General features: G+C 63.9%; 21 protein-coding genes and 1 pseudogene. 10 read left to right on the top strand and 12 right to left on the bottom strand.

Annotated features, from left to right (window positions below; translation table 11 throughout):
- Positions 1-67: 67 nt before the first annotated feature.
- Together xylB and xylA are read right to left on the bottom strand one after the other, a co-directional pair.
- Entirely contained in the window at positions 68-1,585 is a 1,518-nt protein-coding gene (gene xylB / locus J2S96_RS00790) for a xylulokinase (protein ID WP_306859870.1), read from the bottom strand.
- 4 nt (positions 1,586-1,589) lie between these two features.
- Entirely contained in the window at positions 1,590-2,780 is a 1,191-nt protein-coding gene (gene xylA, locus J2S96_RS00785) for a xylose isomerase (RefSeq protein WP_306858935.1), read from the bottom strand.
- A gap of 202 nt (positions 2,781-2,982) precedes the next feature.
- On the opposite strand from xylA, the gene J2S96_RS00780 reads away from it, so the two are divergent.
- From J2S96_RS00780 to J2S96_RS00770, 3 genes are all read left to right on the top strand, one after another.
- On the top strand, positions 2,983-4,242 hold the full coding sequence (locus J2S96_RS00780; protein ID WP_306858934.1) for an FAD-binding protein: 1,260 nt from the start codon (positions 2,983-2,985) through the stop codon (positions 4,240-4,242).
- Positions 4,243-4,252: 10 nt separating this feature from the next.
- Complete coding sequence (locus J2S96_RS00775; protein ID WP_306858933.1) at positions 4,253-5,458, top strand: ROK family protein; 1,206 nt, start codon at positions 4,253-4,255, stop codon at positions 5,456-5,458.
- Positions 5,459-5,537: 79 nt separating this feature from the next.
- On the top strand, positions 5,538-6,458 hold the full coding sequence (locus J2S96_RS00770; RefSeq protein WP_306858932.1) for an aldose 1-epimerase family protein: 921 nt from the start codon (positions 5,538-5,540) through the stop codon (positions 6,456-6,458).
- A gap of 115 nt (positions 6,459-6,573) precedes the next feature.
- On the opposite strand, the gene J2S96_RS00765 is transcribed toward J2S96_RS00770, so the two are convergent.
- The 4 genes from J2S96_RS00765 to J2S96_RS00750 all read right to left on the bottom strand — a co-directional run bounded on the left by J2S96_RS00765 (position 6,574) and on the right by J2S96_RS00750 (position 8,846).
- Complete coding sequence (locus J2S96_RS00765; RefSeq protein ID WP_306858931.1) at positions 6,574-6,804, bottom strand: hypothetical protein; 231 nt, start codon at positions 6,802-6,804, stop codon at positions 6,574-6,576.
- Positions 6,805-7,361: 557 nt separating this feature from the next.
- Complete coding sequence (locus tag J2S96_RS00760; protein ID WP_306858929.1) at positions 7,362-7,667, bottom strand: helix-turn-helix domain-containing protein; 306 nt, start codon at positions 7,665-7,667, stop codon at positions 7,362-7,364.
- Positions 7,667-7,861, bottom strand: coding sequence for a type II toxin-antitoxin system RelE/ParE family toxin (locus J2S96_RS00755; RefSeq protein ID WP_306858927.1), 195 nt, complete (start codon positions 7,859-7,861; stop codon positions 7,667-7,669). The genes J2S96_RS00760 and J2S96_RS00755 overlap by 1 nt, the downstream gene beginning before the upstream one ends.
- 118 nt (positions 7,862-7,979) lie before the next feature.
- Positions 7,980-8,846, bottom strand: coding sequence for a GntR family transcriptional regulator (locus tag J2S96_RS00750; RefSeq protein WP_306858925.1), 867 nt, complete (start codon positions 8,844-8,846; stop codon positions 7,980-7,982).
- Positions 8,847-9,116: 270 nt separating this feature from the next.
- Here J2S96_RS00750 and J2S96_RS00745 point away from each other — a divergent pair, with 270 nt between their 5' ends.
- The 4 genes from J2S96_RS00745 to J2S96_RS00730 all read left to right on the top strand — a co-directional run bounded on the left by J2S96_RS00745 (position 9,117) and on the right by J2S96_RS00730 (position 13,883).
- Positions 9,117-10,382, top strand: coding sequence for a RuBisCO large subunit C-terminal-like domain-containing protein (locus J2S96_RS00745; RefSeq protein ID WP_306858923.1), 1,266 nt, complete (start codon positions 9,117-9,119; stop codon positions 10,380-10,382).
- A 1-nt stretch (position 10,383) separates the two neighbouring features.
- Entirely contained in the window at positions 10,384-11,682 is a 1,299-nt protein-coding gene (locus J2S96_RS00740; protein ID WP_306858921.1) for a four-carbon acid sugar kinase family protein, read from the top strand.
- 53 nt (positions 11,683-11,735) lie between these two features.
- Positions 11,736-12,779: a zinc-dependent alcohol dehydrogenase gene (locus J2S96_RS00735; RefSeq protein WP_306858919.1), complete on the top strand. Its 1,044-nt coding sequence runs from the start codon at positions 11,736-11,738 to the stop codon at positions 12,777-12,779.
- A gap of 72 nt (positions 12,780-12,851) precedes the next feature.
- Positions 12,852-13,883 (top strand): 2-keto-3-deoxygluconate permease, encoded by a 1,032-nt coding sequence (locus J2S96_RS00730; protein WP_306858917.1) that lies wholly within the window; start codon positions 12,852-12,854, stop codon positions 13,881-13,883.
- Positions 13,884-14,107: 224 nt separating this feature from the next.
- On the opposite strand, the gene J2S96_RS00725 is transcribed toward J2S96_RS00730, so the two are convergent.
- From J2S96_RS00725 to J2S96_RS00700, 6 genes and pseudogenes are all read right to left on the bottom strand, one after another.
- On the bottom strand, positions 14,108-15,103 hold the full coding sequence (locus tag J2S96_RS00725; protein WP_306858915.1) for a carbohydrate kinase family protein: 996 nt from the start codon (positions 15,101-15,103) through the stop codon (positions 14,108-14,110).
- Between the two features lie 34 nt (positions 15,104-15,137).
- Entirely contained in the window at positions 15,138-16,196 is a 1,059-nt protein-coding gene (locus tag J2S96_RS00720) for an NAD(P)-dependent alcohol dehydrogenase (protein ID WP_306858913.1), read from the bottom strand.
- A 39-nt stretch (positions 16,197-16,235) separates the two neighbouring features.
- The gene (locus tag J2S96_RS00715) at positions 16,236-17,150 is read right to left on the bottom strand and encodes a carbohydrate ABC transporter permease (protein ID WP_306858911.1); all 915 of its coding nucleotides are present in this window, start codon (positions 17,148-17,150) and stop codon (positions 16,236-16,238) included.
- Positions 17,147-18,115, bottom strand: a complete 969-nt coding sequence (locus J2S96_RS00710; protein WP_306858909.1) for a carbohydrate ABC transporter permease — start codon at positions 18,113-18,115, stop codon at positions 17,147-17,149. Before J2S96_RS00710 ends, J2S96_RS00715 begins: the two co-directional genes overlap by 4 nt.
- Positions 18,116-18,175: 60 nt before the next feature.
- Positions 18,176-19,525, bottom strand: a complete 1,350-nt coding sequence (locus tag J2S96_RS00705; protein ID WP_306858907.1) for an ABC transporter substrate-binding protein — start codon at positions 19,523-19,525, stop codon at positions 18,176-18,178.
- A 120-nt stretch (positions 19,526-19,645) separates the two neighbouring features.
- Positions 19,646-19,831, bottom strand: a pseudogene (locus tag J2S96_RS00700) (helix-turn-helix domain-containing protein); the annotation flags it as partial.
- 173 nt (positions 19,832-20,004) lie between these two features.
- Between J2S96_RS00700 and J2S96_RS00695 the strand changes: the two are divergent.
- The 3 genes from J2S96_RS00695 (at position 20,005) to J2S96_RS00685 (ending at position 22,644) form a co-directional block, all read left to right on the top strand.
- Positions 20,005-21,294 carry a multidrug effflux MFS transporter gene (locus J2S96_RS00695; protein WP_306858905.1) on the top strand — a complete coding sequence of 430 codons (1,290 nt, stop codon included), beginning with the start codon at positions 20,005-20,007 and terminating at the stop codon, positions 21,292-21,294.
- A gap of 61 nt (positions 21,295-21,355) precedes the next feature.
- Entirely contained in the window at positions 21,356-21,790 is a 435-nt protein-coding gene (locus tag J2S96_RS00690; protein ID WP_306858903.1) for a cupin domain-containing protein, read from the top strand.
- Entirely contained in the window at positions 21,787-22,644 is an 858-nt protein-coding gene (locus tag J2S96_RS00685; protein WP_306858902.1) for an aldo/keto reductase, read from the top strand. Before J2S96_RS00690 ends, J2S96_RS00685 begins: the two co-directional genes overlap by 4 nt.
- The last annotated feature ends 7 nt before the right edge of the window (positions 22,645-22,651 follow it).

Raw genomic sequence — 22,651 nt, 5'->3', positions numbered from 1 at the left:
GGCTTGCCCGATGCAGGTACCGGGTCTTGGTTCAGGGAATCAAAAAGCGGTCCTGGCGAGCAGCGGTTCAGTCGTCGGAGTCAACGCGGGCACTGACCATCCTGTAGTTCTGCCCGATCGAAGCCCGGAAATCCGGCTCGGGGGTGGCGTCCAGGGCCACGGGCCAATCCGGGCGGAACCCGGCGAGCGCCCACGCCGCCTGAACGGCCGCCCCCCGCGCAACGTATTCACCTGGGCTCGGAACCACCACCGGCAGGTCGAACACCTGGACCGCAATCCGTTGGACCGCGGGGTTCTGTACGGCACCGCCAATCATCAGCAACCGTTCCGCGCGAACTCCTTGGGCACGCAGCGCGTCCAGGCCTCCGGCGAGTCCGCACAGCATGCCTTCGATGGCTGCCCGTGCGATGTTCGGCCGGGTGGTGGAGGCGATGCTGAGCCCATGGAAGCTGGCTTTCGCATGCGGCAGATTGGGGGTCCGTTCCCCCTCGAAATACGGCACCAGCACAACACCTCCCGCACCAGGTTCGGCTTCCAAGGCGAGCCGGGAAAGCTCGTCGAAGTCGACGTCGAGCACTGCGGCAACCGAGCTGAGCACACGGGCGGCGTTCAGTGTCACTGCTATGGGCAAGTACTCCCCACTCGCATCCGCGAATCCCGCCACGGTCCCGCTCGCATCATGTACGGGTGAGGAGTCGACGGCGAACACTGTACCGCTGGTCCCCACGGACACGACGACGTCGCCGGGTTTGGCTCCGAGTCCCAGTGCCGCGGCGGCGTTGTCTCCCGCTCCTATGCCAAGCAGGATTCCACCGCCCGACGCCTCGCTTCCGCCGGTGCCGCCGAAACATGCCGGATGCACGCGCCCTGCTGTTTCACCCGGGCCCAGCACGCGGGGAAGAACGACGACGCCGGGCGCCGGCTTTGCTTCGCCTGCTTGAGGTGTGTCCCGCGAGGCTTCCCGGGCGTCTTGGCCGAACGCCAGTTTGAACAAGTCCAGATCGTAATGCCCAGTCCGTGGGCTCCAATAGCCGGTGCCGCTGGCATCCGAGCGGTCCGTTGTCAGCTCGTCCAGGTTCGGCCCCATCGGGCTGGAGCCAGCCGGGCCGTAGCCTCGGAGCCGCCAGGTAAGCCAGTCGTGGGGCAGGGCGACGGCGGCCACCTTGGCTAGGTTTTCTGGTTCGTTGTCCCTGATCCAGCGGATCTTGGTGATGGTGAAGGAAGCCACGGGTACCAGCCCGGTTCGCCGGGCGAAGTCCTCCGCCCCTATTTCGGCGGTGAGATCTTCCGCGGAGCCGGCCGAGCGTGTGTCGTTCCAGAGCAACGCAGGCCGCAAGACGTTGCCGTCGCGGTCCAGCAGCACCATGCCGTGCTGTTGGCCGCCGACGGACAGGCCGCTGACATCGGCCAGACCGCCTGCGTCGTCGAACGCTTCGGAAAGCGCCCGCCACCACTCGTCCGGATGAACTTCCGTTCCATCCGGGTGGCTCGCCCGGCCTTCGCGCACCAAGGTGCCGCTTTCCGCATCAAGGATCACCACTTTGCAGCTTTGAGTAGAGGAATCAACCCCGGCCACCAATGTCATGAGATCAGCGCGCTCCGAGGAGGTGCTCAATGAAGAGCTGCTGAAGCTTCACGAATCCGAAGCCCTTGCCGCCGAAGTAGGCATCAGCGTCAAAGTCCTCGTAGGCGGACTTGTCCGCGCGAAGCTGCTCATAGCCTTCGCCTGGGTTCAAGGTTGGCTCGTTGATTTCCGAGACGCGCGAAGCCTGGAGGGCAGCCTGGACCTCGGGGTCGGCGCGGAATGCCTTGGCGCGTTCCTTCAGGAGCAGGTAGGTCTGCATGTTCGCGGCCGCAGAGTCCCACACTCCGTCGATATCTTCGGTGCGGCTGGGCTTGTAGTCGAAGTGGCGAGGACCTTGGTAGGACGGGCCGCCGTCGGGTCCACCGTTTTCGAGCAGGTCAACCAGTGAGAACGCGTTCTGGAGGTCGCCGTGGCCGAACACCAGATCCTGGTCGAACTTAATGCTGCGCTGGCCATTGAGATCGATGTGGAAGAGCTTGCCTTGGTACAGCGCCTGGGCGATGCCGTGCGTGAAGTTCAGGCCGGCCATCTGCTCGTGCCCGGTCTCCGGGTTGATTCCCACAAGCTCGGGACGCTCGAGGGTTTCGATGAACGCCAGAGCGTGGCCGAGGGTGGGCAGGAGGATGTCGCCGCGGGGTTCGTTCGGCTTCGGTTCGATCGCGAACCGGATGTTGTAGCCCTTATCCGTGACGTAGTCGCACAGCAGGTTCACCGCCTCGCGGTAGCGTTCCAGCGCACCGCGAATGTCCTTGGCTGCGTCGTACTCGCTGCCTTCGCGGCCGCCCCACATGACGAAAGTTTCGGCACCCAGTTCAGCGGCGAGATCGATGTTGTCCAGCACCTTGCGCAGCGCGAAGCGACGGACGCCGCGATCGTTGCTCGTGAAACCTCCATCCTTGAAGACAGGGTGGCTGAACAGATTGGTGGTGACCATGGGAACGATCATCCCTGTGGCCTTGAGGGCACCTTGCAGCCGGTCGATTTCGCGCTGACGATCGGCCGCCGAGCAACCGAAGGGGAAGAGATCATTGTCGTGGAAAGTGATTCCGTAGGCGCCAAGGTCGCTGAGACGGTTGACGGCTTCCACAGTGTCCAGCGGCGGGCGGGTGGCCGAACCGAACTGGTCCTGCGCCTCCCAACCCACTGTCCAGAGACCGAACGAAAACTTGTCTTCACGGGTGGGCTGAATCGTCATTGAATGCTCCAGGTAGTTGAGGTGAGTTTGTTTCCCTATCCAACATATTATGAATTCTTGTGATGTCAACCACTTGGGTTCGACAAGATTATTCATCCAGCCGCCGAGAATACCGAAATGGTCTGGCGCTGCGACGACCGGGCGATTATGTTGTTAGGAACATCAAATAAGGGCCATCGTGCCCTCAAGCGAAGGATTCAACGTGACCGATCAGCTGGTGGCCGAGCGCAACTGGGCAGGAAATTACAGCTACCAGGCAACGCAGCTCGCCCATCCCGCCAGCGTGGAGGAACTCCAAGGGCTCGTGGCAGGCGCCAAGAAGATCCGCGCGCTTGGCTCGAGGCATTCCTTCAACTCCATCGCGGACACGGCCGGTACCCTCGTAGTGCTCGACCGTCTGGATCCTGGCATCAGCGTGGATGCGGCGAACATGACCGTCACGGTGAGCGGTGGTACGCGCTACGGCACTCTCGCAGCCGAACTTCAGCGCCAAGGTTTCGCCCTCCACAATCTGGCCTCGCTCCCCCACATTTCCGTGGCAGGAGCCGTCGCCACCGCCACACACGGCTCCGGTGACGCCAACGGCAACCTCGCCACCGCCGTCGCTGGCCTTGAACTGCTCACCGCGGACGGCACCATTCTCGGCGTCCGCCGCGGGGACCCGGACTTCGACGGCATGGTGGTGGGACTCGGCGCCCTGGGCATCGTCACCAAGCTGACCCTGGACATCCAGCCGACTTTCGACGTCGCCCAGAACGTCTTCGAAAACCTCAGCTGGGATCTGGTCATGGAGAACTTCGACCGGATAACCTCCTCCGCCTACAGCGTCAGCCTCTTCACGGACTGGAGCGGGGAAACTGTGGGGCAGGCGTGGCTCAAGGGGCGCAGCAATGATCCATCGCCGGGAAGGTTCTTCGACGGAACTGCTGCCACCGAGGCCCTGCATCCCCTTCCCGGCGTGTCAGGCATCAACTGCACCCAGCAGCTCGGCGTTGCCGGGCCCTGGTCCGACCGACTGGCCCACTTCAGGATGGAATTCACCCCGAGCCAGGGCGACGAGCTGCAAAGCGAGTACCTCATTCCCCGTGAACACGCAGTCGACGCCCTCCGCACCATGCGCAGGCTCTCCAGTGTGGTGACCCCTCTGCTGCTGGTTGGCGAAATCCGGACGGTAGCGGCAGACAAGCTCTGGCTCAGCCCCAACTACGGCCGGGACGGCATCGGATTGCACTTCACCTGGCGCCCGGACCAGCCCGCGGTCGAAGCCATTTTGCCGCAGCTCGAATCGGAACTGGCCCCGTTCTCGGCCAGGCCGCACTGGGGCAAAGTGTTCGATGCCGGTGCTGCCGCCATCGCGCCCCTGTATCCGCGCTTCGGCGACTTCATCGCCCTGGCTGAGCGCCTGGATCCTTCTGGAAAGTTCCGCAACGGCTTTCTGGACCGGACCGTGTTCGGGAGCTGATATTGTCGCGATGATGCCCTCCCCCACCCGAGCTCCCGCCCCGGCTAGCGAACCGGATCCGTCACGGCGGAACAACCTGGCCCTCCTGACTTCCTTGGTCCATCACAACGGCGTGCTCAGCCGCGCCCAGCTGACCAAACGGACGGGACTGAACCGCTCCACTGTAGGGACGCTGATAGGGCAGCTCGTTGACTTGGAAGTCGTGTATGAGACTGCGCCGTCCGGTGGGGCCCAGGTGGGCAGGCCGAGCCCGGAAGTCCATCCCACACCGTCCATCGCCGCCCTGGCCGTGAACCCGGAGGTCGATGCGATTACCATTGGGCTCGTCAGCCTCGGGGGGAAGGTCCAGAAAAAGATCCGTTTCGACACCGAACGCATTCCCACTGCCAAGGAAGCCGTAAACATCGCCGCCGCAGTCATTGCGGGAATGCGCTCCGAGCTCGACACTTCATACCGGGTCACCGGTGTGGGCATCGCCGTGCCCGGCCTGGTCAACCGCGACGACGGCGTGGTGCGGCACGCCCCGCACCTGGCCTGGCGCAATGAGCCTGTGGCGGCAATGCTCAGCGAGGCCACCGGGTACCGATGCCACGCTGCCAACGACGCTTCGCTGGGGGCGGAAGGTGAGCTCCTTTTCGGTGCGGGGGCCGGTCAGAAAAACCTCATCTACCTCAACGGTGGGGCCAGCGGGATCGGCGGCGGAATCATCGCCGGCGGGGCATTGCTCCGGGGCGCATCCGGCTACGCAGGCGAACTTGGACACACCTTTGTCCGCTCCTCGGGTAAACCTTGCCACTGCGGTGCCACGGGCTGCCTCGAAACCGAAGTCTCCCAGTCTCACCTCTTCGAGCTCTCCGGGCTGGGTGGCGGCGACGCCAGCCAGCTCGAGCAAGCTCTCCGCGAGAACAGCAGCCAATCGGTAGCTGCGGAAGTGGCACGCCAGCTCGAGTACCTTGGCATAACGCTTCGAAATGCGGTGAACACCTTCAACCCGGAAGCGATTGTCCTGGATGGTTTCCTTGGCACGCTGCATTCGCTGTCGCCCGGAACACTGGACAACTTGCTCCATTCCCAAGCAATGGACGGCCCGGCCGGCCAGGTCAAGATCAGCCGTGCTGCCCTCGGCTCGGATCTGATGATGATCGGCGCAGCCGAATTGGCCTTCACCCAGTTCCTCGCGGACCCTGCCGGTGCTTTCCCTGCTCCTGCTTCCTAATCCTCACCGCACAGTCAGGTCAACCATGCCGAATCAAGCCACCCCGCCCCAAGCCGCGTCGCAACAGATATCTTCGCCCATGGGCCAACATTTTGAGCTGACCGCCAGCCTCGGCGGCCGCAACCAGCGCGCCGTCGTGACGGAAGTCGCCGCCAGCCTGCGGGAGCTCGACGTCGACGGCGTAGCCTTGGTCCAGGACTATCCCTCCGATGCCCAACCGCCGTGGTGTGCGGGCTGGGTCCTGGCCCCCTGGCCCAATCGTGTGGCCGGAGGCAAGTGGAAATACAACGGCGTCGCCCAGCAACTGGACATCACCGAACCGGATAACGGGAATGCCTTGCATGGATTGCTGACGCGCACTCACTTCGGGGTTAGTGCCCGCACCGCTGATAGCATCACGCTCGACGCCGGGATCTCGCAGCAGCCCGGGTACCCCTTTGAGCTGTCGGCGTCGGTCCGCTATCAGCTTGTGGTGGACGGGCTATTGGTCACGCACCGGCTAGAAAATACCGGACCCCGTTCCGCCCCTGTCGCCCTCGGTGCCCATCCTTTCCTCAGACTGGGCAGCGTACCCACGCAAGAACTCACGCTCTACATCAACGCCGATACCCACATCGAGGTGGACGAACGCCTGATTCCGAGCGGAATCACGAAGGCTGTGGCAGGGACCATCCACGATTTCCGGTCGGGCCAGCTTGTTGGCGCCGTGGACCTCGACGATGCCTGGGGCGACGTCCGCAGGGAAAGCGACGGTAGCTCAGTGCACTATCTTGAAGCACCTGACGGCAGCCGGGTCCAGCTAATCATGGACGCGTCCTTCGGCTACGTCCAAGCCTTCACCACCCAGGACTTCGCCGCCGAGGGCGGCATGGTGACCGCCGTCGCGGTCGAACCGATGACGGCGCCCGCCGATGCCTTCAACAGCGGCGAAGGCCTGCGCTGGCTGGAACCCGGAGAGGTCTGGGAAGCCAGCTGGGGCATCCGGTACCGTCAACGGTAAGCCCTCACTGTCACGATCAGCCAGGAGCCTGCGCCAGACGTTCATTATCTAGGTCCGCGCATTTCGCCGTGAGGAGCGTTTCTTGCCGACGCGCCGGCTCAAAACACGTTCGGCCTCAATTCCGCGGTATTTGTGCCTCCATTGCCTCTGTGAGGGCGGAGAGGGTCTGAGTGTCGATGGTTCCGGCTTTTGCCATGTGATGCAGAACTGCCCACGCCGTCGTGTCGACGAGCTTAGTTGCGCTGATCCACAGTAGGTGACGCCCGAGCACGGAGACGACGACGCACCAGCAAGCCTGTTCGACCGTCTTGGCGTTCCGGCCAAAGAAGGCTCCAGGCCACGTCATGTTGTCCGCCCCAGAACCGCCCATGAACGAGTAGAAGCTACAGGCAGGTCGCTCACAATAAGGAAGGCCGCTCGCAAATCTCGGGATACGAGTCGGCCAACCGACCAGACAGTCCGCCAAATCGTTCAGGCCTAATTCTTCCGGAATCTTTCACTTTCAGAAGCTGAACGGGACAAACACTCCGTGTCATGTCGTTGAGCCGGAGATCACCATGAAGAAACAAGACCGCAGAACCCGCCACCCGACGCAAGGAAAGCGAGGCACCCGGCCACAAAAAGGCCCCCAAAGGGGCCCATTCGTGAACATTTATACCCCCCGAGGCCCAAAAAGGGCCCCTGAGCTGGGAAAACGTGCCCGAGGTGCGACTCGAACCGGGTTCCAGACCCCGGAAACAGAGGGAAGTTCCCAAAACATGCCGAGTACGGCCCGATCCGACCCCCGGCACGGCCGAGTCCGACGGCCAGAGTGTGCACATTGTGCACACCCCATTTTTCGGCTTTGAACCCGCTTCCCAGCCACGCCCAAGTTGTTCAAACGTCCAGGAACAGGTCGCCGGGTCAAGCGATCTGGATCCGTTCGTCGCCGAGTTCAACCTCGACACGAAGCCGGCCACCGACCGCTTCGACGTATGTCCGCAGCGTGTCGACCTGGGCGCGATCGATGTCGCCGTGCTCAATGCGAGAGACCCTGTTCTGGCTGACGTGCAGACGTGCAGCCAACTCGACCTGCGTCAACTCCGATGCCTCGCGGAGCTGCCGAAGCCGGTAAGCCCTGACCTCATCGAGCAGATGCTTCTTCTGGGCGTCCACAGCAGCCCGGTCAACAGTCCGCTTGGCCAGCATCTCTTCGATAGTCTTTGCCATTACGATCCTCCTTTCAGAATTCTCAGATGATCATCGAACAGGTCATCCGCAATCGGGATGTTCGTTTTGTACCACTTGCTCCAGTTGCCGGCCTTGTCACCTGCGACCAGCAGGATCGCATCCATTTCAGGGTCAAAGACGAACAAGATCCGCAGCTCCGACCGGCCACTCGACCCCGGCCGAAGTTCCTTCATGTTCCAGCGCCTACCGCGCACGCCCAGGCTGTCTCGAAACCTTGGAATTTAGACCCATCGGTTATGGGACACCAATGTTCGGAGAATGACTAGATCTGAGCAGAGGGATCGCGGCCTTCTAGTGCGCCCCTCGCTCGAGATTGGCTAGTTCTGATTCAAGTTGCTGGGTCAAGCTACGAAGGCGCCGGATGCGCTCTTGCGAGACGCGTCCGGGTTGGGTGGTCACTTGTGCGTCGACATCGAAAACGGTGTTTGGGCTGTGCCACACGTTGAACCATTCGAGACCATGACCGAGAGCGTCGCGGGTTACGCCTTGGAGCAGGAGTAGCGGTTCCCGGGTGTTGATGTTCAGCTTCCGGGCCAGGTCATGATCTGAAGCCACGGCCTGTACTTGGCGGGGGCCGCCTGCTGGGTGGTATCCGTGGTCCCGCATCAGGCTCAGGAGTGACGCGTCTTCCAGCAGTTCTACTGTGAAGTGCGGGAAGAAGTCGCGCGGGACCCAGGTTCGCATGAAAGCCACGGGCAGGTCATCGAGGTAGCGGACCCGCTCGATTTTCCAGGTGTTGGTGGTGTTGAGGGCCTCGATGCCTGCCAAGGGTGGTTCGGATGGTTCCACGGTGAGGACGTGAGTGCGCAGGCGTTGGCCGTGTGCTGCGGCTTGTTCGTCCAGCCCACCCGCGCGCTGGACGTGCCGGCGAAGGACAGGTGTTGCGGCGACGACGCTGCCGCGGCCGCGCTGGCGGCGAATCAGGCCGAGATCGGCGAGGCCGGACAAGGCCTGGCGCACCACGCTGCGGGAGACGCCAAACTGTCTCTGCAGTTCCTCTTCGGTAGGCAGCGAAGAGCCCGGGGACAGTCCCATATCCAAGATCTGCCGGTGAAGGATGTCCCGGATTTGGGCGTGGAGAGGACCCCCGCCTTCCCGGTTCAGAGGGCTCACGCGCCCGGGCTGCTCTTCCGCTGTTTCTGCTGGTTCCAAGCTCACATTGACTCCTCTGCCGCTGTGCAAATCTTAGCCCCCACGATGCTGCCCTGACTGGGAGGCCACGATGGGCGGCCTTGACGTGATCCACACCACCCATTATTGTACGTATCAAAGGTACGTACAACTTCGTTTCTCGGATCACAGGAGATGCCGTGAACCCGAAGTCCCGAGTCACCTGCTTAAGCCCGCATCGGCGCGTGAGCGAAGTGAAAGTACCTGCAGGTGACAGTCGGATACGTAAGTTTCAAATCCCCCTGAATTGGAGAGTCCATGCGCGACCCGCGCTCGGTGCGTTGCACCTACTACCTTGAGTCCGAGATTGACCCGGAGAAAGCCGCAGCCATCATGGCTGGCGAGCAGTCCAGTGGCACCTTCCTCCCGGTACCGGGCGAGTCCGCCCGGATCCGGGAGCGACACGCGGCCCGGATCTCGGGTGTCCAGGAACTCGGCTTTTGCCGCCCCTCCCTGCCATCACGGGCGAACCCGGAAAAGGTCCGCGCCGCTCTGGTCACCGTTGACTTCCCGATGGAGAATGTCGGCACTGACCTGGCGACGCTGCAGACAGCCATCGCAGGCAATCTCTTCGAGCTTGGCGATCTTTACGCCTGCCGTCTTCAGGACATTCAGCTGCCGGAGGACTTCATTGCCGCCCACCCCGGTCCGGCCTTCGGTATCGAGGGGACCCGCAAGCTCATGAGCGATGTTCAGGGCGTGATGGTTGGCACCATCGTCAAGCCCAACGTCGGGCTTTCCGAAGATGAATTCCGGCTCGTGGTCCGTGACCTGGCGATGGCGTCCATTGACCTGATCAAGGACGATGAGCTGATGACTGATCCGGCCTATCTGCCGTTGGAACGCAGGGTCGCGGTCGCCACCGAAGAGATCCGTGCCGCCGAGCAGATCACCGGGCACGCCACCATGTATGCCTTCAACATCACCGGTGACCTCGCCGGCCTGCAAAAGCGCCACGATCTGGTTGTTGAAGCCGGCGGCCGGTGCGTGATGCTGAACATTCCCGTGATGGGGCTGCCCGCCCTGGCGTTGCTGCGCAGCTTCGCCGAGGTTCCCATCCACGGCCACCGGGCCGGTCTCGCAGCATCAATGCGGTCCAAGGCCCTGGGCATGGATTACCGGGTCTGGCAACAGATGGCCCGCCTGGCCGGTGCCGACCACCTGCACGCCAGCGGGCTGGGCAGCAAGTTCTACGAACTCGACGAAGAAGTCGCCTCTAACATCCGCAGCCTCCTCGCACCTCTCGGACAGACCATCGCACCGTTGCCTGTGTTGTCCTCCGGGCAGAACGTCACCACCCCGGGCCCCACCTTCGAGGCAGTGGGTTCCACCGACCTGATGATGCTCGCCGGAGGCGGCGTCGCCGCCCACCCGGACGGACCAGGAGCCGGAGTGCGCAGCCTCCGCCAGGCCTGGGAAGCAGCCGTCGACGGAGTGCCGCTGCAGAGCGCAGCGGACAAACTCGCCGACACGGGAGACGATGCTCTCCTGCACGCAGTCCAGACATTCGCGAAAGGTGCCTGACATGCCCGCTTTCGGTTTCGTCGCCGACGACCTCACCGGAGCCGCCGACGTCCTCGCCCAAGCCCACCGCTACGGGCTGGAAGCCGCCTTGGTCATAGGGGACGCCCCACTGCCCACGGACACCGACGTCGTCGGGTTCGCCGGGCCTGCCCGTTCCCTGTCCGGCACAGCCTTCGACAACCTGGTCACCCGCGACCTTGCAGGCATCGCCACGCTGAACCTGGAGGTACTGCTCTACAAGGTCTGCTCCACCTTCGACAGCTCCCCCACTATCGGCAGTATTGGCCGCGGTATCCAGCTGCTCCACCAGCAGTTCCCGCTGCACGGACCCATCCCGGTCGTCCCGGCCCAACCCGCTTTCGGCCGATACACCGCCTTCAGCAACCACTACGCCACCCACGCAGGCCAGGTCTATCGGCTGGACCGACACCCGGTCATGTCCCGCCACCCCTCAACGCCCATGTCCGAAGCGGACCTGCGTCAGGTCCTGGCCGAACAGCTCGGCGACGACCAGGTACCCGGGGCCATCCATCTGCCGGCTTATGAAGACGGCACCTTCAAGGACGCTTGGGCGGGCCGGAGGCGGGAACCCGGGGCGAGGGCCTTCGTGGTTGACGCCGTCGATGAACACCACATGGATGCCGTCGCAGAAGCCCTCACCCGGGAAGAACACGGTCACGGTCCCTCGATCGTGGTCGGATCAGGCGGCATCATGGCAGCGCTGGCAAGGTCGATCTCAGACCAGGCTCCACGCACACCCGGCCCGCAGCGCCCGTCCGGACCGGTGCTGGCCGTCAGCGCCTCAGCCTCCAGCACCACAGCAGAGCAGATCAACGATGCGATCTCGAACGGTTGGGAGGACGTCCCGGTCCCTGCCGAGCTGCTGCAACGCGATGACACCGTCCTTGTCGCTGCCCTCGATGAGCGCGTTTCAGCCGCCCTACGGGCAGGACGAAACGTCGTCGTCCACACCACCCGCGGCGCGGCAGACCCCCGCTACGGTGCGAGCACACCAGTGGACGCCGGCTACATCGGCACCCTGATAGGTGGCATCGCGGCGCGGATGGCCGATGCCGGGCTCACCCGGGACATCGCTGTCTGTGGCGGTGATACCTCCAGCCATGCACTGATCGCCATGGGCGTGCGCCAACTGCGGGTCTCGGACCAGTTCGTCACCGCCGGCCCCATCCTTCGGGCCGACCGAGCCTCCGCCGCGGCCGGGTGCAGGCTGCTGCTTAAGGGCGGACAGGTAGGTCCCACAGATATCCTGCGCAGCTTCGCCGGCCAGCTACCCGGCTAGAAACTCCGAACAATTCCTCCACGCATCACAAGAACCAACGAAAGGCGGCCCCCATGCGGGCAGTAGTCAAAAACGCAGCCGAACGAGGCGTCACCTACGTCACGGACGCCGGCGATCCCAAGGCCACAGAAGGCTCAGTCGTCATCGAAGTCGGGGCAGCCTCCCTGTGCGGCACCGACCGTGAACTCTACGAATGGACCCCCTCCGCCCAGGCCTTCAACCTCAACCTCCCGGTCACGCTCGGCCACGAAGGCGCAGGAACCATCGTCGAGGTCGGCCCCGGCGTCACCGGCCTCAAAGTGGGCGACCAGGTCGCCCTCGAAAGCCACCTGACCTGCGGCCTGTGCTTCCCCTGCCGCACCGGTGACGCTCACACCTGCGAACGCACCGGAATCCTCGGCATGCACATCGACGGTGTCTTCGCCGAATACGCGGCCGTCCCGCAGGACATCTGCGTCAAGCTCCCCACCGGCCTGTCCCTCGAATCGGGGGCATTGCTCGAAGCCGCCGGCGTCGCCGTCCACGCGATCCAGCGCGCCAACTACTCCGTCGCCGGTCGGGCCGTGCTCGTGAGCGGTGCGGGCCCGGTCGGCCTCGTCGTGGTGAACCTGGCACTGCTCATGGGTGCCTCCCACGTCATCGCCGTCGACCCCAACCCCTACCGCCGCGCCCAAGCCGAAAAGCTCGGCGCGACCGCCCTGCACCCCAACGACGGCATCATCGACCGGTGCCGCGAACTGACCGGCCGCCGTGGCGGCTTCGACGTCGCCTTCGAATGCTCCGGCGCGCCCGGGACCCTGGCCACTCTCTTCGAAGCCGTCCGCCGGGAAGCAACTGTCATCACGGTCGGGCACCCCAGCCGCCCTGCTGAGGTCGACGTCGCCGCGTACATCAACAAAAAGGGCATCACCCTGCGCGGCATCTTCGGCCGCCGGCTCTGGGAAACATGGGAACAAAGCCTGCTGCTGCTGGACTCCGGCAAGCTCGAACTCGACTGGCTCATCACCCACCGCAAGAAGCTCAGCGAGATCGACGAAGCCGTCGAGCTCCTCACCGGAGACGCCTGCAAAGTCCTGCTCATCCCTGGCCTCGGCTAACCCACCCCGGCAACGGAACCAGCAGCCCCAACTGCAGTTCCCAACCACACAGCTATTCAATAGGAGAAATCAGTGTCGATTCCCATCAAGAAATTCCTGGAGAAAGTCCCCGGCGGAATGATGCTGGTGCCCTTGTGCATCGGCGCCGTCATCCACACCCTGGCCCCCAAAGGCGGTGAGTTCTTTGGCTCCTTCACCGGGGCATTCTTCACCGGCCTCACCCCGCTCCTTGCCGTGTTCTACTTCTGCCTCGGGTCAACACTGGAAGTCAAGGCAACGCCCTACATGCTGAAGAAAGGCGGCGTGCTCCTGGGCGCCAAGATCGGCGTAGCGATCCTCGTGGGCGTCATCGCCGGCAATTTCCTCCATGAGGCTCCCGTCGGCTCCGGCATCTTCGCGGGGCTTTCGGCCCTCGCTCTCGTGGCCGCACTGAATGACACCAACGGCGGACTCTACATGTCCCTGATGGGGCAGTTCGGGCGCAAACGCGACGCCGGCGCCTACTCGATCCTCTCGCTCGAATCCGGCCCCTTCCTGACCATGGTCACCCTCGGAATCGCCGGACTTTCCGCGTTCCCCTGGCAGGCGCTCGTCGGTGCCATCCTCCCGCTTGCGCTGGGCATGGTGATCGGAAACCTGGACAAAAGCATGCGGATTCTCCTGGCCCCCCTGGTGCCGGCCATGGTGCCGTTCCTCGGACTGTCCCTTGGGCTGACCATCAACCTCAACGCCGTCGTAGAAGCAGGGCTGCTCGGCATCGCCCTGGGCCTGTTCGTCGTCTTGATCGGCGGCGCGGTGCTGCTGCTGGCCGACAAACTCACCGGAGGAGACGGGGTGGCCGGACTCGCCGCGGCCACCACAGCCGGAAACGCCGTGGTCGTCCCGGCCATCGTGGCCGGGGCCAACCCCCTTTATGCCCCAGCCGCACAGCACGCCACTGTATTGATTGCAGCTTCGGTCGTGGTCTCGGCCGTACTCTGCCCGATCCTGACCGTGGCATGGGCCCGCCGGGTGCAGAAGAAAGAAGGACCAGAGAACACGCAAGACAGCTCCACGGACGAGAACGCGCTCCTCCCCAAGCACGCAGTAGAACCCCAGAACTGACCCGCGCAGTACTAAAAGCAACCGGCGGGGCGTGCAAGAACCCTGTCATTGCCGGCTCTTCGGAGGCCACCATCGACGCCGGCGGGATTCGCGCTTGTCTTGACGCTGGGGCAGGTGCGGTCGTTGCCAAGTCAGTCAACGAGTTACCCGCCGCCGCCCAGCAGCTCTTTTGGCGCCCGGTCCGGGAAGGGAAGCGCCGCTAAGCGTCTGCATGTTCGTACTTCCTATGCGGCGTAGGAACCGGTCAGGGCACCCAGCTCTGCTGAGGTGGGTGGGTTGGCGCCTTTCCGGGAGCAGGTGATGGCCGCTGCTCTGTTCGCGTAGGCGGCCAGGGCGTGCAATTGGTTCTGGGTGAGGCCATTCAGGCGTTCCCTTGCCTCTGCCCCGAGCAAACCCATCTGCGCGAGGCCGGAGATCAGCCCTGCCATGAAGGAGTCACCGGCTCCGACCGTGTCTTCCACCGTGACCACGTCACCGGGCATTTCAACCCGGCCAGTCCGGCTGAGGATGACAGGCCCCTGGGCACCGCGGGTCAGTGCCACGATGGACGGCCCGAGGTTCAGCCAGGCTTCCATCGCTTCATCCAGGGTCCTGCCTGGATAGAGCCAGTGCAGGTCCTCATCACTGGCTTTGGCGACGTCGCTGACCGCGACAAAGTCCTCCGCCTGTTGGCGGGCCCGGGTTACATCTGAACTGATGGCAGGCCGGCAGTTCGGGTCGAAGCTGACGGTGGCGTGGGGCCGTGCGGCCTCGATCAGTCCCCGCACCGAAGTCTTGCCCGGGTGCAGCACCGTCGCGATGGAACCGGTGTGGACATGGAGCGAGCCCTTCACGGCAGCCAGGGCCGGGATGGCTGCTCCGTTGATGTCCCAGCTAATGGAGAACGTGTACTGCGCGGCCCCGGTAGCGTCCAGGGATGCCAATGCGGTCGATGTCGGCAGCGAGCCGCCGACAATCGCACCTACACCGTTGTTTTCCAGATGCTCAGCTATCACCTCCCCACGGGAATCTTCGGCGAAATGGGTGACAAGGGTGGTCCGGAGATCCAGGCGGGCGCAGCCGACGGCAACGTTCAGGGGGCTGCCGCCCGGATGCGCCTGTGGAGCGGCGCTTCCCCGGAGTGGATCATCGATGATGTCCACGAGTGATTCGCCGATCACGGTGACCAGGGCACCGTCGTCGAAGAGTTCTGATTGGGGACCATTCTGGTGCGTTGGCATGGGCTGCTTCCTTGCTGCTCGGGGCTCAGGGTTCTCAGCGGCCCGGATAGACGACAGCTTTGAGCTGTCCGGGCTGCTTGCCGGCTTTGAGCGCTTCTTCAGACTCGGCGAGGGTGAACTTCCCGGTGATCAGGACGTCCAGATCCACCTTGCCGTCGGCGATCAGCTGGATGGCCAATGGCCAGGTGTTGGTGTAGCGGAAAACGCCCGACAGCCAGATCTCCCGGTTTTGGATGTAGGAGACAGGGAGCTCGACGTCGTCGGCTCCAAGGCCCACCAGGACAACCTTCCCCGCCGGCCCCACAGCCTTGATACCGGAACGGACCGCCTGCGGTGCGCCGGAAGCGTCAATGAATGCGTCGACGTCAAGCCCTTCCACGTTGTCAGTCCTGGCGTTGAGCGCGTGGGTTGCACCGTGTTCGAGGGCGAAGGCCAGGCGGTCTTCGGCGATGTCGCTGATGTAGATCTCGCTGGCACCGAACGCCCGCGCAGCCTGTGCCGCAATAATTCCGATGGGTCCGGCACCAGCGATCAGTACGCGGCTACCGGGGCGGATGTCTGCCCGCTCGCAGGCCCACAGCCCGACCGATAGCGGTTCGATAAGCGCCGCTGCCTCGTCGCTGACGCTGTCCGGGATGTCGTAGGCGAAATCGCTCTGGATGGTTACATATTCGGCGAAAGCACCGTCGATCGGCGGGGTGGCGTAAAACTCTATGTCGGGGCACAGGTTGTAGCGCCCGGCTTTGCACTGCTTGCATTTGCGGCAGGGACGTTGGGGTTCGACGGCGACCCGCTTGCCTATACGGGCAGCGTCAACGGCGCTACCGACGGCGGCGATCCGGCCGGAGAGTTCGTGACCCAGGATCAGCGGGTGGTCAACGACGTAATCGCCGATCCGGCCGTACTCGTAATAGTGGACGTCGCTGCCGCAGACGCCCACGGCGGCGACCTGCACCAGGACCTGATCGGGTTCCAACTGCGGGACTTCCAGGGTTTCCACAGCCATATCACCCTGGCGCTTCAGGACCGAGGCGCGCATGGTCTTCGGGGTTGCGGAGTAGCCCGCAGCGGTTTGTGCGGTTGATGTTGTCATCGATGTAGTCCTCTAAGAATCGAAATGGAAAGGCGTCTGCTACTTGACGGCGCCGAGCGAGAGGCCCTGGACGAGCTTGTCTTGGGCGGCGAAGCCGGCGAACAGCACCGGAAGGGAGATAACCACGGCAGCGGCGCAGACCTTGGCCAGGAACAGTCCTTGGCTGGAGACGAAACCTGTCAGGAACACCGGGGCTGTACCGGCGACAACGCCGGTGAGGACCCGGGCCAGAAGCAGTTCGTTCCAGCTGAAGATGAAGCAGATCAGTGCGGTCGCGGCAATGCCCGGCATGGCCACCGGCGCGATGATCTTGCGCAGCGTCAGGAGCAGCCCTGCGCCGTCGATCTGGGCCGCTTCAAGCATTTCCACCGGGACTTCGGCGAGGAAGGAACGCATCATCCAGACGGCGATGGGCAGGTTCATGGAGGTGTACATCAGGATCAGGAACCAAATATTGTCCAGCGCGCCAACCGTCTTGGCGAACAGGTAGAGCGGAAGGATCGCGGCGACCACGGGCATCATCTTGGTGGAGAGGAAGAAGAACATGACGTCCGTCCAGTTCTTCACCGGCTTGATTGATAATGCGTAGGCCGCCGGGATCGCCGGGACCAGCACAAGGGCCGTGGACAGGATCGAGGCGGTGGCGGAGTTGATCAGCGGCGGCCACGGGCTGACTCCGGAGCTCGCTCCGAAGAACTCCTTGTAGGCATCCAAAGTCAGGTTCGCGGCGATGGAAGGCGGGTTGGTGGCGGCATCCGTTTCGGAGTGGAACGAGGTCAGGATCATCCACAGGACCGGTGCTGCGAACAGCAGCGCCAACAGCCACGCGGCGATACCGGCGGCGGTGTTGTTGCGGGTGGGGTCCATCCGGGACTTACCGCGGCGGCGCGGTTCGCCGTCGAATCCTGCGGGCCGGGCGGCGTTGCGGGGTGTGGCAGGGGTGAGGGTGCTCATCGTGCGGCCTCCTTCTTGAAGAGCGAGAAAACGGTGCGGAGGGCGAAGGTCGCCACGACGATAGTGCCGATGACCACCACGACACCGGCCGCGGAGGCCAGGCCGTACTCGTTGGCAAAGTAGAACGTCTGGTAGATCGCGTAGGGCAGGTTCGCGGTGCCCAGTCCGCCTGACGTGAGGGTGAAGACGGCGTCGAAGTTCTGCACGATGTAGATCGCGCCGAGCAGTCCACCCAGTTCCATGTATTGGCGCAGGTGCGGGAGAGTGAGGTGGCGGAAAATGTCCCAGGCGGTTGCGCCGTCCATTTGAGCCGCTTCCACGGTGTCCATGGGCCGTGACTGCAGCCCGGCGAGCAGAATGAGCATCATGAACGGCGTCCACTGCCAGACCAGCGACACGACCACTGCCATCAGCGGGGCTTGGGAAAGCAGGTCCGGTTGGGGCGGGTTGTTGCTGCCGAAAAGGGACCAGATCCAGGTCAGGGAGCCGTTGATGAGCCCGTAGGTGGGATTCAGGAGGGCGTGCTTCCAGATCAACGCCGCGGCGACCGGGACCACGAGAAACGGTGCGATCAGCAGGGTCCGGGCGAGTCCGCGGCCGATGAACTTCTTATCCAGGAGCAGGGCCAGGCCCAGTCCGATGACCAGGCTTACCAGGACCACCGAGACGGTCAGGATGACGGTGGTGAGGATAGCCTGGCGCAGGTCGGGGTCCGTGAGGACCTGGACGTAGTTGCTGAAACCGGCGAATCCGGTCTGGTCCGGGCGGAGGCTGTTCCAGTTCAGGAACGAGATGATCAGGGTCACCACGAACGGGAGCTGGGTGACGATGATCAGGAAGACCAGGGCTGGCAGCAGCGGCGCACGCCGGGCCCAGGCCAGGGCAGGTTCGCGCGCCTTGGCGTTCTTGGAAGGTTTGGGTGCGCTGTGCCCGGAGCGGGCGATGCGCGCTGTTGCGGTAGTCATTTGATCTCCTGCGGTTCCATGGCCCGCCCGACGGCAGGCCATGGAACCGGTTGATGGTTGTTACTTCTTGTACTTGTCGCCGATTTTTTGTGCGGCATCCTGGCCCTTGGCCAGCGCGTCGGCCACGGAGCCCTGACCCGCGATCGCGGAGCTGACGCCCTGCGAGACGGTGGTGCCCAGGTCGGCGAACTCGGGAATGCCCACGAACTGGATGCCCACAACCGGGCGCGGCTGGACTCCGGGGTTCTTCGGGTCTGCGTTTTCGATGGCGGTGCGTTCGGCCTGGAAGAACGGGGCGGCTTTCTGGAAGTCGGCGTTCTCATAGGTTGAGATGCGTTTGCCGGAGGGGACCTTGGCCCAACCCAGCTGGGAGGCTACGAGGTTTTCGTATTTCTGGGAGCTGGCCCAGGCGATGAACTTGTCCGCAGCGTCCTGCTTCTTCGAAGCTGCCTGAACTCCCCAGGACCAGGTCCAGAGCCAGCCCGAGGACTTGGTTTCCTTCACCGGAGCCTGGACATAGCCGATCTTCCCCTTCACGGGTGAGTCAGCCGCCTCAAGGGAACCGGCGGCCGAGGTGGCGTCGTACCACATGGCGGTTTTGCTCTGGCTCATGTTGTTCAGGCATTCCGTGAAGCCAGCCTGGGCAGCCCCGGCTTCACCGTGGGCACGGACCAAGTCCACGTAGAACTGGGTGGCGGCGGTGAATTCGGGAGCGTTGACCTTCGCGTTCCAGTCCTTGTCGAACCAGGTGCCGCCGAAGGTGTTCACGACGGTGGTCAGCGGCGCGAAGACCTGGCCCCAACCCGGCTGGCCACGCAGGCAGATGCCCTTCATCCCCGGAGCAGCCCCGTCAGCCTTGGCAGCCAGATCGGCGACCTGGTCCCAGGTGGGCTTCGCCGGCATGGTCAGGCCCTTCGCGTCGAAAATGTCCTTGCGGTACATCAGGAAGGAGGACTCTCCGTAGAACGGCTCGCCGTAGAGCTTGCCGTCCTTGCCGGTGAGAGAAGCCGTGTAGGCCGGAAGGATGTCGGCCTGGTTGAAGGACGCGTCTTTCGCGACGCTGTCCAGCGGCGCCAGCCAGCCGTTTGCCGAGTAGAACGGGATTTCGTAATTGGACAAAGACGCGACGTCGTACTGTCCGGCCTGACTGGAGAACTCCTGGCTGATCTTGGCCCGCACGTCATTCTCAGGGAGGATGGTGTAGTTGACCTTGATCCCGGTTTCCTTGGTGAAGTTATCCGCGGTGAGCTTTTGCAGATCCTCCATCTGAGGGTTGTTCACCATCAGGACATTGATGCTGTTCTGATCCCCGGCCGCGGTGCCGCCACCGGCGCCGGAACAGGCCGAAGCAGAGAGCACGATACACAGGGCGCCGACAGCCAGTGAGGCCGCACGTATTTTCGGGCGCATTAAGGACTCCTTTGTTCTTCAAGGGGTGCGCAGCCGCGCTTCGACTGCCGTGTCGAGGTGCGGGACTGGGCGGGCATCAGGATTGGATAATCCCGACGTGCCGCGCTGATGTTCCTCAACAAGCAGATGCGCTCGTTCGGTTTCGTCGAGTTGCAGTGCGTCGGAAAGGGCATCCAGTACGGACGCGGAGGCCCCGGCTATGGTTCCGAGCTCGAGTTTGGCGTAGTAGTCAACGCTGACACCGGCGAGCATCGCGGCCTCGGAACGGCGCAGTCCCTTCACGCGTCGATTGGGCCCTGAGGGTATTCCGGCAAGTTCGGGGGTGAGCTTGGCTCATCGTCACATGAGGTACTCGCGTACCTCGGCTCGGTTGTCCATCCCTTTGACGTTACGACGATCCGGGCGAATGAGGGATGCCCCGCGAGTACACCTCTTGCCAGGGACTTCCTCGGTGCTTGCGCGTGGGTTTTGCTGGTTATATGTCTGATTCCTTGCCCTTCTTCGATCGTAAGAGCCGCTATGGCCGGTGGCTGGCGGCCCTGCTGCTCGTGTTGACCGTCTTCGGACCGATCTCCATGGATCTGTACCTTCCGGCACTCCCGGCCCTGACCGCCGAACTTGGGGCGCAGACGTCCCTGGCTCAGCTGACGGTGACAGCGTGCCTGTTGGGCCTGGCGGCGGGGCAACTGGTCGCCGGGCCCTTGTCTGACCGGTTCGGCAGGCGCACACCGCTCCTGGTCGGGGTGGCGGCCTACGTTGTTGTCTCGGCACTGTGCGCGGCGAGCCCAACCGTGGAGCTGCTGATTCTTGGCCGTCTGGTCCAGGGCCTGGCCGGCGGTGTTGGCATCGTCATCGCACAGGCAGCGGGCAGGGACCTGTACGACGGCCGCCAGCTGATCCGCTTCTACGGTAAGTTGACCGTCATCGGCGGCTTTGCCGCCATCGTCGGTCCTTTGTTGGGCGGTGCATTGTCGGCCGTGATGAACTGGCGCGGCCTGTTCCTCGTCCTTGCCGCCATTGGTGCGCTGATTCTCGCCAGCGTCATTTTCGGGTTCCGCGAGACCCTGCCCAGCGGATCACGCACCGCGGGTGGGTTTGGGCAGGTGGGCCACGACATTCGGGTGCTGTTCGGAGACCGCAGGTTCGTCGGGGCTGTTTTAGTCCAGGGGTTCGTCTACGCCGCCTTGTTCGCCTACCTCAGCGGCGCCACCTACGTTCTGCAAGGTGTCTACGGTCTGTCACCCCAGCAGTACGCCATGGCCTTCGGCCTGAACTCGGCCGGATTTATGGTTTTCGGCTATCTTGCCGGACGCTCCAGCGAATGCTGGAGCATCACCGGAACCCTCGTAGCAGGCCTAGCCATGTGCGCGGCCGGAGCAGCAGGAATACTCCTCGCCGGTATCACCCACCTGCCCCTGGCCGCCGTGATGGTCTCGCTGCTTCTGCTGGTTAGCGGGACCGCCGTCACCAGCCCGCCCTCGACCACAATCGCGCTAGCCGGCTACCCGAACATCGCCGGAGCCGCATCATCGTTCCTCGGTGCCGCACGCTTCGCCTTCGGGGGACTTGCGGCCCCTTTGGTCGGCCTCGCCGGAGCACTAAGCATCCTCCCCCTCGGCCTGGTGATGGCCGTTTCGATCGTCCTGGCGGCGGCGACCGGGCTGGCTCTCCTTCCGCGCTCGTCGCGCCCGAGTCCGGCGACGGCGTCGGCGGCAAACACGTCCGCAGAACCACTTGCGTCGGAAGCAGTTAGCGTCCCCGGCCATTAACCCGGTGGGCGAGCGAACGGTACGCCCAACCCCTCCACTCAACGGAACTGAAAGGAATTCAATGAACGACAACGTGTTCGGCCAGATCTTCCCGCTCGGCGAGAAGAACGACGCCTACGCTCAGTTCTTTACCGGCCAGAGCTACCTGGCTCCGCTCGCCGGCGGTAGGGTTCCGGTCGCCAACGTGACCTTCGAGCCCGGATGCCGCAACAACTGGCACATCCATCACGGCACCGACGGCGGAGGGGACCAGATCCTGCTGTGCACCGCGGGCAGCGGCTGGTACCAAGCCGACGGCAAGGAGCCCATCAGCCTGGAGCCCGGAACGGTGATCCATGTCCCTGCCGGCACCAAGCACTGGCACGGCGCGAAGGCAGACTCGTGGTTCTCCCACGTCGCCTTCATCACCCCGGGCGAAGGCGTCAACAACGAATGGCTCGAACCCGTCACCGACGAGGTGTACGGCGAGCTACCCAAGAACGGAGATCACGCATGAACATTTTGAACGAGACCCTCACCCTGTCAAACCGCGTCGAAATCCCGAAGCTGGGGCTGGGCACGTGGTTCATCGACGACGACAAGGCCGCCGACGCCGTGCGCCAGGCCATCTCGATCGGGTACCGCAACATTGACACCGCGCAGGCCTACGGCAACGAACGAGGCGTCGGCGAAGGCGTCCGCACCTCCGGCATCGCCCGCGACGAACTCTTCGTCTCCACCAAGCTAGCGGCCGAAATCAAGGACTATACGGAGGCCCTCGCCGCGATCGACGGGTCGCTCCAGAAGTTGGGCCTGGACTACATCGACCTGATGCTCATCCATGCGCCGCAGCCATGGAACGACTTCCGTGGAGGCGACTACTCCGCGGGCAACCTCGCCGCATGGCAGGCGCTCGAGGAGGCACATCAAGCGGGGAAGATCCGCGCGATCGGCGTGTCCAACTTCCTGCAGACCGACCTGGAAAACATCCTCCAGCACGGCACGATCGCGCCGCACGCGAACCAGATCCTGGTGCACGCCGGCAACACCCCCTCGGAACTGATCGACTACTGCCAGTCCAAGGGCATTGCGGTGGAGGCGTACTCCCCCATCGCCCACGGCGAGATCCTGGAGAACCAGGACATCGCGAGAATCGCCGAGAAATACGGTGCGAGCGTGCCACAGCTGTGCATCCGCTACACACTGCAGCTCGGCACCGTGTCGCTGCCCAAGACAAGCAACCCTGAGCACATGCGCTCCAACGCCCGGGTGGACTTCACCATCTCCGACGAGGACATGGAAGCTCTGCGGGCTCTCCATGACACAGACTACGGCGAGCAGGCCGCATTCCCCGTCTATTCCGGAAAGTAGAGGAGCA

This window comes from Arthrobacter bambusae (genome assembly GCF_030812595.1).
Classification (GTDB): domain Bacteria; phylum Actinomycetota; class Actinomycetes; order Actinomycetales; family Micrococcaceae; genus Arthrobacter; species Arthrobacter bambusae_B.
Note: the sequence above shows the minus strand (reverse complement) of the source record. Positions and strands in the feature narration are given on the sequence as shown.